This is a genomic window from Flavobacterium sp. ASV13 (assembly GCF_000745775.1).
GTDB lineage: Bacteria > Bacteroidota > Bacteroidia > Flavobacteriales > Flavobacteriaceae > Flavobacterium.
In genome coordinates this window covers 438,913-453,743 of the sequence record NZ_JQJY01000005.1, presented here as the reverse complement: position 1 = coordinate 453,743, position 14,831 = coordinate 438,913, and the positions used below count along the sequence as shown (strand labels likewise).

15 protein-coding genes are annotated in these 14,831 nt (G+C 30.8%); all 15 read left to right on the top strand.

Features of this window, described 5'->3' with window-relative positions; genetic code table 11:
* Positions 1-5: 5 nt before the first annotated feature.
* The 15 genes from GQ47_RS15910 (at position 6) to GQ47_RS15840 (ending at position 14,831) form a co-directional block, all read left to right on the top strand.
* Positions 6-1,073 carry a Wzz/FepE/Etk N-terminal domain-containing protein gene (locus GQ47_RS15910; RefSeq protein WP_035650406.1) on the top strand — a complete coding sequence of 356 codons (1,068 nt, stop codon included), beginning with the start codon at positions 6-8 and terminating at the stop codon, positions 1,071-1,073.
* Positions 1,074-1,095: 22 nt separating this feature from the next.
* Positions 1,096-2,178, top strand: a complete 1,083-nt coding sequence (locus GQ47_RS15905; protein WP_035650403.1) for a DegT/DnrJ/EryC1/StrS family aminotransferase — start codon at positions 1,096-1,098, stop codon at positions 2,176-2,178.
* Positions 2,179-2,207: 29 nt separating this feature from the next.
* The gene (locus tag GQ47_RS15900) at positions 2,208-2,438 is read left to right on the top strand and encodes a phosphopantetheine-binding protein (protein WP_035650400.1); all 231 of its coding nucleotides are present in this window, start codon (positions 2,208-2,210) and stop codon (positions 2,436-2,438) included.
* Positions 2,439-2,443: 5 nt separating this feature from the next.
* Positions 2,444-3,499 carry a 3-oxoacyl-ACP synthase III family protein gene (locus GQ47_RS15895; RefSeq protein WP_035650399.1) on the top strand — a complete coding sequence of 352 codons (1,056 nt, stop codon included), beginning with the start codon at positions 2,444-2,446 and terminating at the stop codon, positions 3,497-3,499.
* 1 nt (position 3,500) lies between these two features.
* Positions 3,501-4,238: an SDR family NAD(P)-dependent oxidoreductase gene (locus GQ47_RS15890; RefSeq protein WP_035650397.1), complete on the top strand. Its 738-nt coding sequence runs from the start codon at positions 3,501-3,503 to the stop codon at positions 4,236-4,238.
* Positions 4,239-4,243: 5 nt separating this feature from the next.
* The gene (locus GQ47_RS22925) at positions 4,244-5,329 is read left to right on the top strand and encodes an aromatic ring-hydroxylating oxygenase subunit alpha (protein ID WP_051951588.1); all 1,086 of its coding nucleotides are present in this window, start codon (positions 4,244-4,246) and stop codon (positions 5,327-5,329) included.
* Complete coding sequence (locus GQ47_RS15880; RefSeq protein WP_035650395.1) at positions 5,319-6,332, top strand: ketoacyl-ACP synthase III; 1,014 nt, start codon at positions 5,319-5,321, stop codon at positions 6,330-6,332. Before GQ47_RS22925 ends, GQ47_RS15880 begins: the two co-directional genes overlap by 11 nt.
* Positions 6,329-6,964 (top strand): acetyltransferase, encoded by a 636-nt coding sequence (locus GQ47_RS15875; protein WP_035650394.1) that lies wholly within the window; start codon positions 6,329-6,331, stop codon positions 6,962-6,964. The genes GQ47_RS15880 and GQ47_RS15875 overlap by 4 nt, the downstream gene beginning before the upstream one ends.
* Before the next feature lie 18 nt (positions 6,965-6,982).
* A complete protein-coding gene (locus GQ47_RS15870; RefSeq protein ID WP_035650393.1) occupies positions 6,983-7,933 on the top strand; it encodes a hypothetical protein in 951 nt (316 codons plus the stop codon).
* A 15-nt stretch (positions 7,934-7,948) separates the two neighbouring features.
* Positions 7,949-9,478: an MATE family efflux transporter gene (locus tag GQ47_RS15865; protein ID WP_035650392.1), complete on the top strand. Its 1,530-nt coding sequence runs from the start codon at positions 7,949-7,951 to the stop codon at positions 9,476-9,478.
* Between the two features lie 10 nt (positions 9,479-9,488).
* Complete coding sequence (locus tag GQ47_RS15860) at positions 9,489-10,748, top strand: glycosyltransferase family 4 protein (protein ID WP_035650390.1); 1,260 nt, start codon at positions 9,489-9,491, stop codon at positions 10,746-10,748.
* Between the two features lie 442 nt (positions 10,749-11,190).
* A complete protein-coding gene (locus tag GQ47_RS15855; RefSeq protein WP_152561042.1) occupies positions 11,191-12,138 on the top strand; it encodes a hypothetical protein in 948 nt (315 codons plus the stop codon).
* 32 nt (positions 12,139-12,170) lie between these two features.
* Positions 12,171-13,391, top strand: coding sequence for a glycosyltransferase family 4 protein (locus GQ47_RS15850; RefSeq protein WP_035650384.1), 1,221 nt, complete (start codon positions 12,171-12,173; stop codon positions 13,389-13,391).
* A complete protein-coding gene (locus GQ47_RS15845; protein WP_035650381.1) occupies positions 13,375-14,409 on the top strand; it encodes a polysaccharide biosynthesis protein in 1,035 nt (344 codons plus the stop codon). Before GQ47_RS15850 ends, GQ47_RS15845 begins: the two co-directional genes overlap by 17 nt.
* On the top strand, positions 14,409-14,831 hold the full coding sequence (locus GQ47_RS15840; protein WP_035650379.1) for a WxcM-like domain-containing protein: 423 nt from the start codon (positions 14,409-14,411) through the stop codon (positions 14,829-14,831). Before GQ47_RS15845 ends, GQ47_RS15840 begins: the two co-directional genes overlap by 1 nt.

Here is a 14,831-nt window from a genome sequence, read left to right as displayed (position 1 = left end):
ATTTAATGGAAAAAGAATTAGGGGTTAATGAGGAGATTCCATTAAAGGAGTTGATTCAAAAAATAAAAGATTGGAGTAATTATTTACTTTCTAAATGGAAGCTCATTGTTTTAGCTGGGATAATCGGTGGAGCATTGGGGATAACTTATTCTTTAATGCAAAAACCGGTTTATACTGCAACATTAACATTTGCATTAGAAGATGAAAAACAAGGTGGCGGTTTAGGTGGAGCTCTTGGATTAGCAAGTTCGCTTGGTATTGATGTTGGCGGCGGTGGAGGTAGTATGTTTTCTAGTTCTAATTTAGCGGAACTATTTAAGTCTCGAACAATGGTAGAAAAAACATTATTGACTCCAGTTACAGTCAATAATAAAAAAATATCCTTAGCAGAGATGTACATTCAAAATAAGGAATGGCGAGAAAAATGGAACGATAATCCGAAATTTAAAAACATACAATTTTTACCTGGGAGTAATCGAAATTATTTCACAAGAATACATGATAGCATTTTTGGTGTAATCTATGAGAATTTATCTATGAATTCTTTGCATGTTGCTCAAAAGGATAAAAAAATATCCATTATTACAATGGATGTGACATCAGATAATGAGTTGTTTTCTCTTTACTTCTGTGAAGCCCTTGCTAGACAAGTTGGTAAATTTTACGTGGAGACTAAGAGCAAAAAGGCACGTATGAACATGAAAATTTTAGAACGTCAGGTTGATTCTGTGCGTGCTGAATTAAATGGTGCAATTACTGGAGTAGCAGTTGCAAATGACAATACATTTAACCTGAATCCAGCTCTTAATGTTCGTAGAGCGCCTTCTGTACGAAGACAAGTAGACGTTCAGGCAAATACCGCTATTTTAACAGAGCTTGTGAAACAGTCAGAATTAGCGAAAGTGACTTTACGAAAAGAAACTCCATTGATTCAAATTATTGATAGACCAATCTTGCCTTTACATAAAGAACGTTTTGGAAAAGCCAAAGGATTGGTTTTTGGCGGATTTTTATTTGGTTTTTTTGCTCTTATTTGGGTTATAGTACGAAAAATAATTAGCGAATTGCTTTAGACTTAATTTAAAAATTAAAGATATGATACCAGTTACCAAACCCTTTTTACCGCCACAGGATAAGTACTTGGCTTTAATTGATGGAATTTGGAAAAGACAATGGCTAACTAACATGGGACCTTTGGCCAGTGAATTAGAAATGAATCTTAAAGAATATCTAAACATAAAGCATTTATTATATGTAACTAACGGAACTGTTGCCTTGCAAATGGCCCTAAAAGGATTGAATATTACTGGTGAAGTAATAACAACACCTTTTTCTTTTGTTGCTACAACTTCAAGTATTGTTTGGGAAGGTTGTACACCTGTTTTTGTAGATATTGATCCTAAATCACTAAATATAGATGCTTCTAAAATTGAAGAGGCTATTACTGATAAAACACAAGCTATATTGGCTACTCATGTATATGGTAATCCATGTGATGTAGAAGCGATAGAAAAAATTGCCATCAAACATAATTTGAAAGTAATATATGATGGAGCTCATGCATTTGGAGTCGTTGTAAATGGCAAATCTATTTTTGAATACGGTGATGTATCAACTTGTTCTTTACATGCAACAAAACTGTATCATTCTACTGAAGGAGGATTGCTAATTACTAAAGATGGTGACTTATTGAAGAAACTGGCCTATATCCGCAATTTTGGGATTTCAGGATTTGATAGCTTTGCTGAACTGGGTATAAATGGTAAAAACTCAGAATTTCACGCAGCAATGGGATTATTAAATTTAAACTACATCAGTGAAATAAGTTCTCAAAGAAAAAAACTTTCAGAGCGATATAATCTTAAATTAAAATCTTTGAAAGCATTCCGTCCTAGTTGGCATCTGGGTTCAAATGAAAACTATTCGTATTATTCTCTAGTTTTTGAAAGCGAAGAGTTATTATTAAAAGTAAAAAGCACCCTAGACGGAAACGAAATTTTTACACGTCGTTATTTTTATCCTTCTTTGGCTAATTCTTTGCCATATTTGAAAGCCCAAGATTTAAAAATTACAAATTCAATTGCTAATCGAGTACTATGTTTACCATTGTATCATGACTTGACCGTTGAGGAAGTTGATTTGATTTGTAGACTAATATTAAGAACACAGAATAATTAAAAATACTAATAATTAAAAATATATATTTTATGGATATTTCAATTTTTTTACAAAATTTCATTGATATTCTTGATGATACTGACCCAGCTTTAATTCAACCAGAAACAATTTTTAGAGATTTGGACGAATGGAATTCATTAACAGCTTTGTCACTTATTGCTATGGCTGATGAGGAATATTCAGTTAAATTGACGGGAGATGATATTAAATCTTCAAATTCTATAAATGATATCTTCGAGACAATAAAAAATAAAGGATAAATAAAATGGCAGCTTTTTCACTAGACAATGTTGCGATAAAAGGTATTTCTTGTTGTGTTCCAAAAAATAAGGAATACAACATTGATTTGAATATTTCAACAAAGGAAGATATACAAAAGTTTATTGAGGTAACTGGCGTTGAGGAACGGCGAATTGCGTCAAAGGATATTTGCACATCTGATTTGTGCTGTGAAGCTGCCGAAAAATTAATCAAAGACTTGAATTGGCAAAAAGATGAAATTGAAATATTAGTTTTCGTTTCTCAAACAGCCGATTACATTTTGCCTATTTCGGCTGCAATTCTTCAGGATCGATTAGGGTTGTCTACAAACTGTCTTGCGTTTGATGTTCCGTTAGGGTGTTCCGGCTATGTATATGGTATATCTATAATAGCTGGAATGATGAAAGCTTCAGGCATAAGCAAAGGGCTTTTATTGGCCGGAGATACAATAAGTAAAATCGTTTCGAATACAGACAAAAGCACCTTACCACTTTTTGGAGATGCTGGAAGTGCAACTGCACTTGAATTGGACAAAAACGCTGGAAAGTTATTTTTTGATCTAGGAACTGATGGTGCTGGCTACAAAGCTATAATTGTTCCAGATGGCGGTTCGAGAAAAAGAATTAATGCCGATTCGTTAGTAAAAAATGAAATTGAAGAAGGAATAAGTAGAACCTCATGCGATTTAGTTCTCGATGGTATGGATGTTTTTAGTTTTGGGATATCACAAGCACCCAAAACAGTAAACAAACTAATCGAAAAATTTGAAATTGATAAGGAAAAAGTGGATTATTTTATTTTCCATCAGGCTAATATGATGATGAATAAAATGATTGCAAAAAAATTAAAATTATCTGTTGATAAAGTACCATATTCATTAAAACATTTCGGAAATACTTCTTCAGCTACTATACCTCTGACAATAGTGTCTGAACTGAAAGATAAAATTATAAACCAGCCCTCGAATTTATTAATGTGCGGATTTGGTGTTGGATTGTCTTGGGGAACAGTATTAATTGAGGAGTGTAAAATAGAATCTCTAGCTTTAATCGAACTATAAAATGATTACACTAAAAGATAAAAATATATTAGTTACAGGTGCATCGTCCGGAATTGGAAGGGCAATAGCAATTATGGCTTCAGAATTAGGAGCGACTGTTACAATTCTAGGGAGAAACACCGATAAACTAAAAGAAACAATTTCATTATTAACAGGAAACGGGCATACTATGCATACTGTTGATCTTTCGGTTTCAGAAGATATTGATCAGTTAATTTCACAGAGTATTGCTTATGATGGAGTTGTTTTTAATGCGGGAATCGTAGAATATATGCCTGTTAAGTTTTTGAACGACAATAAAATCGACACTACTTTTTCTGTGAACTTTGACAGTAGTGTAATTTTAAGCCAAAAATTAATTAAAAAGAAACTGTTGAATAAAAAAGGATCTTTGGTTTTTATATCATCGATTTCTTCAAAATTAGGTGTTGCCGGAACAGCCATGTATGCTTCTTCAAAAGCGGCATTAACTGCCTTCTCAAAAGTACTTGCTTCAGAATTGGCTTCGCAAGGAATAAGGTCCAACAGCATTTGTCCCGGAATTGTAAAAACAGCAATGACAGAACAAGCAAATGATGTTGTCTCTGAAGAAGAACTTCAAAAAGCAGAATCTGAATATCCTTTAGGATATGGAGAAACTACAGATGTTGCCGGATTGGTGATGTATCTTTTAAGCGACATGAGTAAATGGATGACCGGATCTGATTTGACAATTGATGGTGGATTCACATTAAAATAAAAATTATGAATTCAAACATACCTGCTTTTCATTATTACGATAATGATATTTTTTTGCAAGAAAGTCAAATGCTCTTTAAAAAAGTATGGCATTTTGTAGGTTTTAAAAGTGATTTTTTAAATGACAATGATTTTATTACCTTAAAAATTGGAGGTACTCCCATCGTTGTTCAAAATGTACGAGGCACTGTAAAATCATTTCTAAATGTTTGCTCTCATAGATTTTCTATACTTCAACAAGAAAAATCAGGTAACAGACCTCTACTGTGTCCTTATCATGGATGGGCATATGATAAAGAAGGAATTCCAAGCGGAATTCCTAAAAAACCTTTGTTCAAAAAGTTTACTAAAGAAGAACTCTGCGAAATGAAATTAAAGGAGTTCAAAGTTTCATTTTGTGGTAACTTATGTTTTGTTTCATTAGATGAAAATGTTGAATCTTTAGAAGACTTTATAGGTGTTTTTTATAAAGAATTAGAATCTATGTCGCTGACTTTAGGAACTAAGATTGATTCGAATTCTATGGAAATAAAGGCAAACTGGAAAGTAATTGTTGAAAACACACTGGAAAGTTATCATGTTGGCTTAGTTCATGCAGAGACTCTTGCAAAATTAGAACCTTCGGGATTAGATTTTAGTTTCGACAAAAAAAATTCAAGCTGGACTAGTGAACTTAATATCGTAAAAGATAAAGGGGGGTATAAGAAAATTAATTCTTTTTATTCACCTAGAGACTATGAAATAGATGGATATAAACATATACTAATTTTTCCAAATCTATTGATTTCTAGTACACATGGAGTTTCATTTAATTACTCATTAATAGAACCTCTTGATGCCGACAATACAAGATTTACTAGTTATGTGTTTACTGCTCTTTCAGAATCTGAGACAAAATCGATAGTTATTAAAGCATTTGAGGAATCTTTAATAGCTTTTAATAGACAGGTTTTTGATGAAGATAAAACAGTCTGCCAGTTTGTTCAGGAAGGTGTGAGGCACACTAATTTATCTGGAAAACTATCTGATGAAGAAGAAAGAGTACATCATTTTCAAAATTCATATTTAAAATTTCTGAAAAATGAAAGCTAATATAAAAGCCATATCGTATTATTTGCCTGAATCAATTCTTTCTAATGAATTGATAAATCAGGAATTTCCGGAATGGGAAATTGAAAAAATCAGCTCAAAAACTGGAATTAACTCTAGACATATCAGCGCTGATGATGAGTTTTCATCTGATATGGCGGTAAAAGCGGCCAATCGGTTATTTGAAGAACATAATATTGATAAATCAACTATAGATTTTTTATTGTTTTGTACACAAAGTCCAGATTATTTTTTACCAACAACTGCTTGTATTATTCAGGAACGATTAGGTTTAAATACATCTATCGGAGCTCTTGATTTTAATTTGGGCTGCTCTGGTTTTGTCTACGGACTGAGTTTGGCCAAAGGGTTAATTTCGGGCGGAATGGCAAAAAATGTTTTATTAATTACAGCCGAAACTTATTCAAAGTTCATTCATCCAAAAGATAAAAGCAATAAAACAATTTTTGGTGATGCGGGAGCTGCGACTCTAATTACTAGTGAAAAAGGATTCTGTGAACTTGATAATTTTGTTTTTGGGACTGATGGTAAAGGAGCTGAAAATTTGATTGTAAAACAAGGTGGTTTGCGTTATCCGGTTTCAAGTGAAAATGAAGATATATCAGACGAATTTGGAAATGTTCGAAATGATAAAAATTTGTACATGAATGGTACTGAGATTTTTAATTTTACTGGAGAATTTGTTCCCCAACTTACTAATTCTATTTTAGAAAAATCGAATCTTTCAAAAGAAGATGTTGATTTATTTATTTTTCATCAGGCAAATAAATATATGCTAAATCACTTGAGAAAAAAAATAAAAATAGATGAAGAAAAGTTTTTTATAGCTATGGAAGATTGCGGAAATACGGTTTCCTCTACAATTCCAATAGCACTTTATGAAGCGCAGAAACAAGAAAAACTAACAGCCGTTAATAATGTAATATTAGCTGGTTTTGGCGTGGGCTATTCTTGGGCAGCATGTAACCTAATATTTAATCAATGAAGAATTTAATTATTATAGGGGCTAGAGGTTATGGACGTGAGGTCTGTGGTCTTGCCAAACAATGTTCAGGGTATAATTCGGAATATACTATAAAAGGTTTTTTGGATGATAAATCTGATGCCCTTGAGGGTTTTGAAAATTATCCATCTATTATTTCTTCCGTAGAAAATTATGAAATTGAGGAAAATGATGTATTTATTTGTGCACTAGGAAGTGTTCAATGGAAAAAACATTATGTAGAGATTATATTATCAAAAGGAGGAAAGTTTATTAATTTGATTCATCCTACAGTAATTTTTACTTCAAATGTAAAATTAGGGACAGGAATAATCATTTTTATGTATTCAAATATTAGTAATGATTGTGTGCTAGACGATTTTGTCACAATTCAGGGATTTGTCGCAATAGGACATGATTCAAAAATTGGAAAATGGTCGCATATTAATGCATTTAGTTTTACCGGAGGATATGTCGTTTTAGAAGAGGAAGTATGTTTGAATACCAGAGCAACTGTTTTGCCTAATCTTATTGTTCGTAAAAAAGCAACAGTAGGCAGCTGCAGTTTGGTTGTGAAAAATGTAAAAGAAGAGACTGTTGTCTTCGGTGTTCCGGCAATGAAATTAAAATTTTAAATTTTGCAAAAATTATAAATGAATAAGCTTTACGCACCTCTATTAATTCCTACTTTAAATAGATTTGATCATTTTTCCAGTTGCGTTAATTCGCTTTTACAATGTGAATTAAGTTCAGAAACAGATTTGTACATCGCTTTAGATTATCCTTTAAAAGAGCAGCATTATGATGGTTACAACAAGATAAAAGGATTTATTGAGAAAATAGACGGTTTCAAATCAGTTAATGTTCTACAAAGAGAACATAATTATGGTGCTCATCAGAATATTCATGAAGCCATTGATTTTTTGTTTCAAAAATATGAGACATTAATTTTAACAGAGGACGACAATGTTTTCTCGACTGATTTTTTACTATTTATGAATAAATCTTTTGAGACTTATAAAGATAGTTTAGATGTTTTTTCTGTTTGTGGATATAATTATCCGGTTGAAATACCAAAATCGTATGAAAACGAAGTTTATCTCTGGACAGGTTATTCAGCATGGGGTGTCGGCTTTTGGCGTTCTAAATTTGTTAACGTGAATTGGACAGAAGAAACTGTACATTCTGATGTAAAGACTTTTTTGCATGATTATAGAAAGGTAGTTCAATTGGATAAAATTGCAAACAACTACGTTCCTGCTTTGTTGCATATGCATAATATTCAAAAAATACATGGAGATACGTATATCTGTATGTATCAGTTTTTAAATAAAATGGTTTCTGTATTCCCAGTAATTAGTCGTGTCCGAAATATGGGACATGATGGTAGTGGAATTAATTGCGGAACAATGGAAGATGATTTTTTTTCAGTCCAGGAAATTTACACAGGTACACATACATATAAAATCCCAAAATTAAATAGTACAAATAGTATAATAAATAAGATACTTTATAATCATTTTAAAACAGACTGGAATTCTAAAATGAAATTGATCATAAAACTGATTTTATTTAGATTGGGATTTACGAATAATAAGCAATAATTTTTAACAAAATCTGTGGAAGCAAATAAAATTATTGCTAGGAATAGCGTTGTGTTGTATGTAAAGTTGATATTAGTTTCTGTTTTGGGGCTATTTGCCTCCAGATTCGTGATTCAGGGGCTAGGAGCATCAGATTTTGGACTTTATAATGTTGTAGGAAGTGTCGTCTTTATGATGGCTTTTTTGAACAATATTATGGTAACTACTACATATCGTTTTATTGCCTTTGAATTAGGTAAAGGCGAATTAGAATCAGTAAACAAGGTTTTCAATGTAAGTTTGGTTATTCATACTATTTTAGCAATTTTAATTTTATTTTTTGCTGAAACAATTGGTACTTATTACATAAATAATTATTTGAAAGTAGCACCAGGTAAGCTAGATGATGCTTTGTTTGTTTTTCGTTTTTCGGTATTAAGTACTATCGTTTCAATTTTAAGCATACCGTATCAAGGTTTAATTATAGCTAAGGAAAAATTTGTCGCGAGTTCTATTATTGAGGTTTGTCGCAGTATTTTGGCTTTGGGAGTTGTTTTATTAATCTTGTTTTATTCAGGCAACAGACTACGTCTTTATTCGTTTTTAATTTCGATAGTAAGCATAATTCCTTCTGTTTTATTTTTCATATACGCTAAAAGAAAATTTATTAAAGAAACGGTTTGGAATTTTCAAAGAGGAAGAAGCAAATATAAAGAAATGTCTCTTTTTTCTGGGTGGGTAATGTTTGGCGCTTTGGCTAGTGCAGCTGAAATACAAGGATCTGTAATTATAATAAATATTTTCTTTGGAACAATAATCAACGCTAGTTTTGGAATTGCAAATCAAGTAAATAATATTGTCAAAATGTTTGCACAAAGTGTAAACCAATCATTTATTCCCCAAATAACAAAAAGTATTAGTAGTGGGGATGAAAAGAGATCCTTGGATTTAGTTGTTTTTACTTCTAAATATTCTTATTTTTTAATTTTGTTGCCTTCATTGCCAATTTTATTAGAGACCGATTTTATTTTAAAATTATGGCTAAAGGATGTTCCTGCTTATACTGCTGTGTTAATTCAATTATTCATTCTTACGGTAATGGTACGAACAATGAATGCCGGAATTCCAGCATTAGTTCAAGCAACAGGTAAAATTAAATTTTTCCAATTAATTTCAGGATTATCAGCAATATTGGGTTTACCAATTTCTTATTTTTATTTAAAATCTGGGTCACCGCCTTATATTTTGGCTCTTATTTACTTAGTAATAGCAATTTTAGACTTGTTTGCAATTCAACTTTTATTTAAAAAAATCTTACATTTCGATGTTTTGCTTTTCTTTAAAAAGTTATATCTCAAAATTATTTTAGTTTCTCTATTCGTTCTCCCATTATTCTTTGTTCAATTTATCTTTGCGCCAAGTTTTTTAAGATTTATAATTCTATGTTTTACGTCCGTAGTTTTTATATTAATTGGTGTTTATTTTTTTGGGATGGACAAAATTGAAAAGATGTTTGTGAAAAATTATCTGAAAAAGGTTTTGAAAATTTCGACTACAACTAATTAGAATATTGTTTATGAAAGTATTATGGATTGTAAATACAATTTTTCCTGGCCCGAGTGAAGTTTTAGGATTGAAGGCCCCTGTATTTGGAGGATGGATGTATGGATTAGCTAATCAGGTAGGCAATGTTCCCGGTATCGAATTAAGTATAGCTACAATTTATGGTGGAAATGATTTGAAGAAAATATCAATTGATGAAATCCATTACTATTTATTGCCAAGTAAATCTCATATAAAATATGATAAAAACCTTGAGTCTGTATGGTTACAAGTTTGTAATCAAGCTGAACCAGATGTAGTACATATACATGGAACAGAATTTACTCATGGATTAGCTTGTATGCGAATTTTACCAGATTTAAAATATATTGTTTCTATTCAGGGATTAGTTGGTATTTATTCTCGATATTATTATGCCGGCCTTTCTTTTACTGAAATATTTAAAAATATTTCGTTTAGAGATATTGTTAGGTTTGATACGATTTTTCAGCAAAAAAATAAATTTAGTAAACGAGGGAAACTCGAACAAGATTATCTCCTAAATACAAATCATGTTATTGGTAGAACAAATTGGGATTATGTTCACACAAAAACGATTTCTAAGAATGTTGATTATCATTTTTGTAACGAATCATTACGAAACGCTTTTTATGGAGCAGAAAAATGGTCTTTAAATACTTGTACACCATATAGTTTGTTTTTGAGTCAGGCTGGATATCCTATAAAGGGTTTGCATCAGGTGATTAAAGCATTAGCTATTTTAAAAGCTGACTTCCCTAATTTAAGAATTAGAGTTGGAGGAGGTAATATTACTGAATATCATAGTTTTAAAGATAAAATTAAGTTATCAGGCTACGGAAAATATATTCGTAAATTGTTAAAAACAAATAAATTAGAAGAGAGCGTTGTTTTTTTAGGGAATTTGTCAGAACAACAAATGGTATTGGAATATCAGAAGGCTCATATTTTTATTTGCCCATCTAGTATTGAAAATAGTCCAAATTCATTGGGAGAAGCGCAGCTTTTAGGTACTCCAGTTATAGCTTCATATGTTGGTGGTGTACCAGATATGGTTGAAGAAAACGAAACAGGAATCCTTTATCGTTTTGAAGAAGTAGAGATGTTAGCGAACAATATTCGTAATATTTTCAATGATAGAAGTCTTGCTCAAAAATTATCAATTAAAGGAATTGAAGCTTCAAGCTTCAGACATGACAGGGAAATAAATCTTAAAAGAACAATTGAAATTTATAAAAATATTGCATTGCAATAAAAAGAGATAATCTTTAGTTTATTCAGCCCTTTTAAAAAGTAAGTATTGAAGAGAAAATAAAAATTTGATGATAATAATATTAATATTTGTATTGCTTATTTTTCTTGCCAAAGTGCTTATTAGAGATCGATTTTCTTTAATGTTTTTGCAGCTATATCTGATTTGGTGGGGAATTTTGTTATTCATCTCGACTTTTAACCCATACAAACTTTTTCCTGTAAGTAACTATATTTACGGTTTATTAATATTAAGCGTATTTTGTTTTAGTTTCGGGTTTATTACAAGCAGATACATTGGAACTGTAAACGTAAAACAAACGAATGTTTTAAGTGAAGATTTATTACTTGATTTTTTTTTGAAATTATCAAAAAGCAAAATCTATTTATCTTTATTGATCGTTTTTTCACTATTCGTTTCGCGATATTTGTTAAAGTATCAAAGTATGATACTATTGCATGGCACGGAAGAAGCTAGAACTATGCGATTTTATGTTGGTGAAGTTTTTTCTTCGACTGCAGAAATTTACTTTTATAATTATTTTGTTGAAACTTTTTCAATTTTTGTAACTATATACATTGCGTTTTGTTTTGTATTGATGCAATTTAAAAAAGCATTTTATCTTTCAGCAGTTTTTTTATATCTGTATAGTTCTTTTGGAGCAGGCCGTGGTATCATTATTGAATTGGGATTTTATGTTATTTTCTTGTATATCGCTAAGGGAATAATTATTAACAAAAGTGATATTTCTTTGGAGAAGTTAAAAATAATGAAAAGGAGAAAAATAAAATCCTTATTAATTATTTTGCCTCTTCTGTTTGCATTGTATTTGTTTTCTATCTATTTATCAAATTTTAGAAATGGACTTTTTGAGCTAACAGTTGAAAATTTCATTAAGGGAAATGATGATTTTTTTAGCCAAATTATAATATACTGTGTTGGCTCCTTTAGAGCCTTAGAATATGGCATAAATAATTTTTCTTCTGAAATAGGTTATACATATGGTAGTTTAAGTTTTGGGGCTATCGATGAAGTAATTTGCTTGGTGTGTAATTTAATTGGAATAAAATTACAAGCAAGTAATTTTATTTATGGTTTACAGACTAGTTCGGAAATCACGATAGGATATGATCAGAATTTCAACGCATTGTTTACAAATATTTTTGTACAATATCTTGATTTTGGAATCTTAGGAATCATATTTTTTTCTTTTTTCTGGGGTTTCGTATTTAATAAATCAATTGTTTTATTTCATAAAACGCAATCTATTTTTTCTCTTGCATTAGTTTCATTTTTATTTGTTACTGCAATAGTTTCTCCACTTATTTGGAAATTACAATCAGTAAGTTCTTTTATGTTTTTAATCTTTTTGTATCTGTTCAGAAAAAAATAGGATTTTTATTATTCGATGGTTAAATTTTTTATATGGTCAAATTAATTTTTCTTGGAGGACTTTTTCCTAATGAGTCTAGACGGGAAATAGAAAGTAAGAGTACTGGTGTTATCCAATATGCTGCAGATGCATTACAATGGGCAATTGTAACGGGATTAGATAATTATTATAGTCAAAATTTCAAATTGGTAAATTTGCCATATATTGGCTCTTTTCCTAAAAGATACAGTGATTTAAAAACTAAAACCTTTAAATTCTCACATATTAAAGGTGCCAACGATATTAATGTTGGATTTATAAATTTGCCTATTTATAAATTATATTCACGATTTTACCAAGCAAAAAAGACTTTGAAAAAAGTAATAGATAATGATAATACGATAATCATTATTTATGCTATTCATACGCCATTTATTAAAGCGGCGATAGATATAAAAAAAAATAATCCTTCTGTAAAGATTTGTCTGATTGTTCCTGATTTACCAGAATTTATGGACGATGACAAAAGTTTTATCCGAAAATATCTTAAAAATATTGAGAAAGGACTATTGAATAAATATCTTAAAGAAATTGATAGTTTTGTAGTTTTGTCTGATTACATGCATTTGCCATTGCAAATAAATAATAGGCCTTGGGTGAGAGTCGAAGGTATCTTTGAGCAAAAAACAGATAATATTGTTCTTGAAAAAGAACCGTTTAAGACTATTTTGTATACAGGAACATTAGCTAAGAGATATGGAATCTTAAATTTATTGGAAGCATTTTCTTTAATAAAAAATAATGATTATCGTCTTTGGATTTGTGGTGATGGAGATGCAAAAGAGGAATTAGAGTTAATGGCAAAGGAAGATTCTCGAATTAAGTATTTTGGGCAACTTTCCCGAGAAGAAGTTATAAAATTACAGAAGAAGGCGACTGTTTTGGTTAACCCAAGGATTTCTGAGGGTGAGTTTACAAAATATTCCTTTCCTTCTAAAACCATGGAGTATTTAGCTTCAGGAACTCCATGTGTTTTATATAGATTGCAAGGAATTCCTGAAGAGTATTTTGATTATTGCTATATGTCTGAAGAGGAGACACCTCTAGGATTGTACAAAACCATAATATCTGTATGTGAAAAAGAACAATCAGAATTAAATGAATTTGGTGAAAAAGCAAAAAGATTTATATTAGAAAATAAAAATCCTGAAATTCAGTGTAAAAAAATATATAACATGTTAAGTAAATTTGAATTAAATGAAAATACAAAATAAGACACTTCTTATAACCGGCGGTACAGGTTCCTTTGGACATGCTGTGTTAAATCGATTTCTTAATACAAATCATTTTAGTGAAATAAGAATTTTTTCTCGTGATGAGAAAAAGCAGGATGATATGCGAAATCAATTAAAAAATGATAAACTGAAATTTTATATTGGTGACGTAAGAGACTATAATAGTGTTGAACGTGCAATGAGAGGTGTTGATTATGTTTTTCATGCAGCTGCTTTAAAACAAGTTCCTTCATGCGAGTTTTTTCCATTAGAAGCGACAAAAACAAATGTCTTAGGAACTCAAAATGTTATTGATGCTGCTGGAGTAAATAAAGTTCAAAAAGTTATTTGCTTAAGCACCGACAAGGCCGCTTATCCTATTAACGCAATGGGAATATCAAAAGCTTTAATGGAAAAAGTTGCAGTTGCAGCATCAAGAAATTTAAATGAAACAACTGTTTGTCTAACCCGTTATGGTAACGTAATGGCATCAAGAGGTTCTGTAATACCTTTATTTTTGAAACAAATTAAAGAGAATAATCCGATTACAATTACAGATCCTAATATGACTCGTTTTTTAATGTCATTAGACGAAGCTGTAGAGCTCGTTTTATTTGCATTTGAAAATGGTAATCCTGGTGATTTATTTGTGAATAAAGCGCCAGCCGGAACCATAGGAGATTTAGCTCAGGCACTGAAAGAGTTGTGTAATGCTGATAACGAAATAAAAATAATTGGAACACGTCACGGTGAAAAATTATATGAAACTTTGTGTACTCGCGAAGAAATGGTAAAAGCGGAGGACATGGGAGATTTTTATCGTATTCCTGCAGATAATCGTGATTTGAATTATGCACAATATTTTTCTGAAGGAGAAGAAGATGTTTCTTTGATTGAAGATTATCATTCTCATAACACTGAACAACAAGGCGTAGAAGGAATGAAAAGACTATTATCAACACTTCCACTAATACGAAAAGAAGTATTTGGAGAAGATGTTGCTCAAATGCCCGGATAATGGATAGTAAGCCAAAATTGATTAACGGTAATTCTCATTCTGATCAAAGGGGAATTTTATTGTATAATAATGATTTTGATGCATCTTTAATTAAGAGAATCTATATTATAGAAAATCATAATCTTGAATTTAAGAGAGGTTGGCAAGGGCATAAAATTGAGCAAAGGTGGTTTTCTGCTGTCAGTGGAAAATTTAAAATCCAGCTTATTAAAATTGATAACTGGGAAAAACCATCTGTTGATTTGGAAGTTTTTACTTATTTAATAGATTCTGAAAAATTAAATGTAGTACATGTTCCTAAAGGATATGTAAGTAGTATCCAGTGTTTAGAATTAAATTCTAAATTACTAGTGATGGCTGATTATTTAATGGGAGAAACTAAAGATGAGTATCGATACGATATTGAATATTTTAAAATCTAA

Excerpts from the sequence above, each read along its gene's own strand:
- GQ47_RS15890 (WP_035650397.1), top strand. The coding sequence starts at position 3,501 with ATGATTACACTAAAAGATAAAAATATATTAGTTACAGGTGCATCGTCC.
- GQ47_RS15900 (WP_035650400.1), top strand. The coding sequence starts at position 2,208 with ATGGATATTTCAATTTTTTTACAAAATTTCATTGATATTCTTGATGAT.
- GQ47_RS15895 (WP_035650399.1), top strand. The coding sequence starts at position 2,444 with ATGGCAGCTTTTTCACTAGACAATGTTGCGATAAAAGGTATTTCTTGT.
- GQ47_RS15840 (WP_035650379.1), top strand. The coding sequence starts at position 14,409 with ATGGATAGTAAGCCAAAATTGATTAACGGTAATTCTCATTCTGATCAA.
- GQ47_RS15880 (WP_035650395.1), top strand. The coding sequence starts at position 5,319 with ATGAAAGCTAATATAAAAGCCATATCGTATTATTTGCCTGAATCAATT.
- GQ47_RS15910 (WP_035650406.1), top strand. The coding sequence starts at position 6 with ATGGAAAAAGAATTAGGGGTTAATGAGGAGATTCCATTAAAGGAGTTG.
- GQ47_RS15850 (WP_035650384.1), top strand. The coding sequence starts at position 12,171 with ATGGTCAAATTAATTTTTCTTGGAGGACTTTTTCCTAATGAGTCTAGA.
- GQ47_RS22925 (WP_051951588.1), top strand. The coding sequence starts at position 4,244 with ATGAATTCAAACATACCTGCTTTTCATTATTACGATAATGATATTTTT.
- GQ47_RS15875 (WP_035650394.1), top strand. The coding sequence starts at position 6,329 with ATGAAGAATTTAATTATTATAGGGGCTAGAGGTTATGGACGTGAGGTC.
- GQ47_RS15870 (WP_035650393.1), top strand. The coding sequence starts at position 6,983 with ATGAATAAGCTTTACGCACCTCTATTAATTCCTACTTTAAATAGATTT.
- GQ47_RS15860 (WP_035650390.1), top strand. The coding sequence starts at position 9,489 with ATGAAAGTATTATGGATTGTAAATACAATTTTTCCTGGCCCGAGTGAA.
- GQ47_RS15855 (WP_152561042.1), top strand. The coding sequence starts at position 11,191 with ATGATACTATTGCATGGCACGGAAGAAGCTAGAACTATGCGATTTTAT.
- GQ47_RS15905 (WP_035650403.1), top strand. The coding sequence starts at position 1,096 with ATGATACCAGTTACCAAACCCTTTTTACCGCCACAGGATAAGTACTTG.
- GQ47_RS15845 (WP_035650381.1), top strand. The coding sequence starts at position 13,375 with ATGAAAATACAAAATAAGACACTTCTTATAACCGGCGGTACAGGTTCC.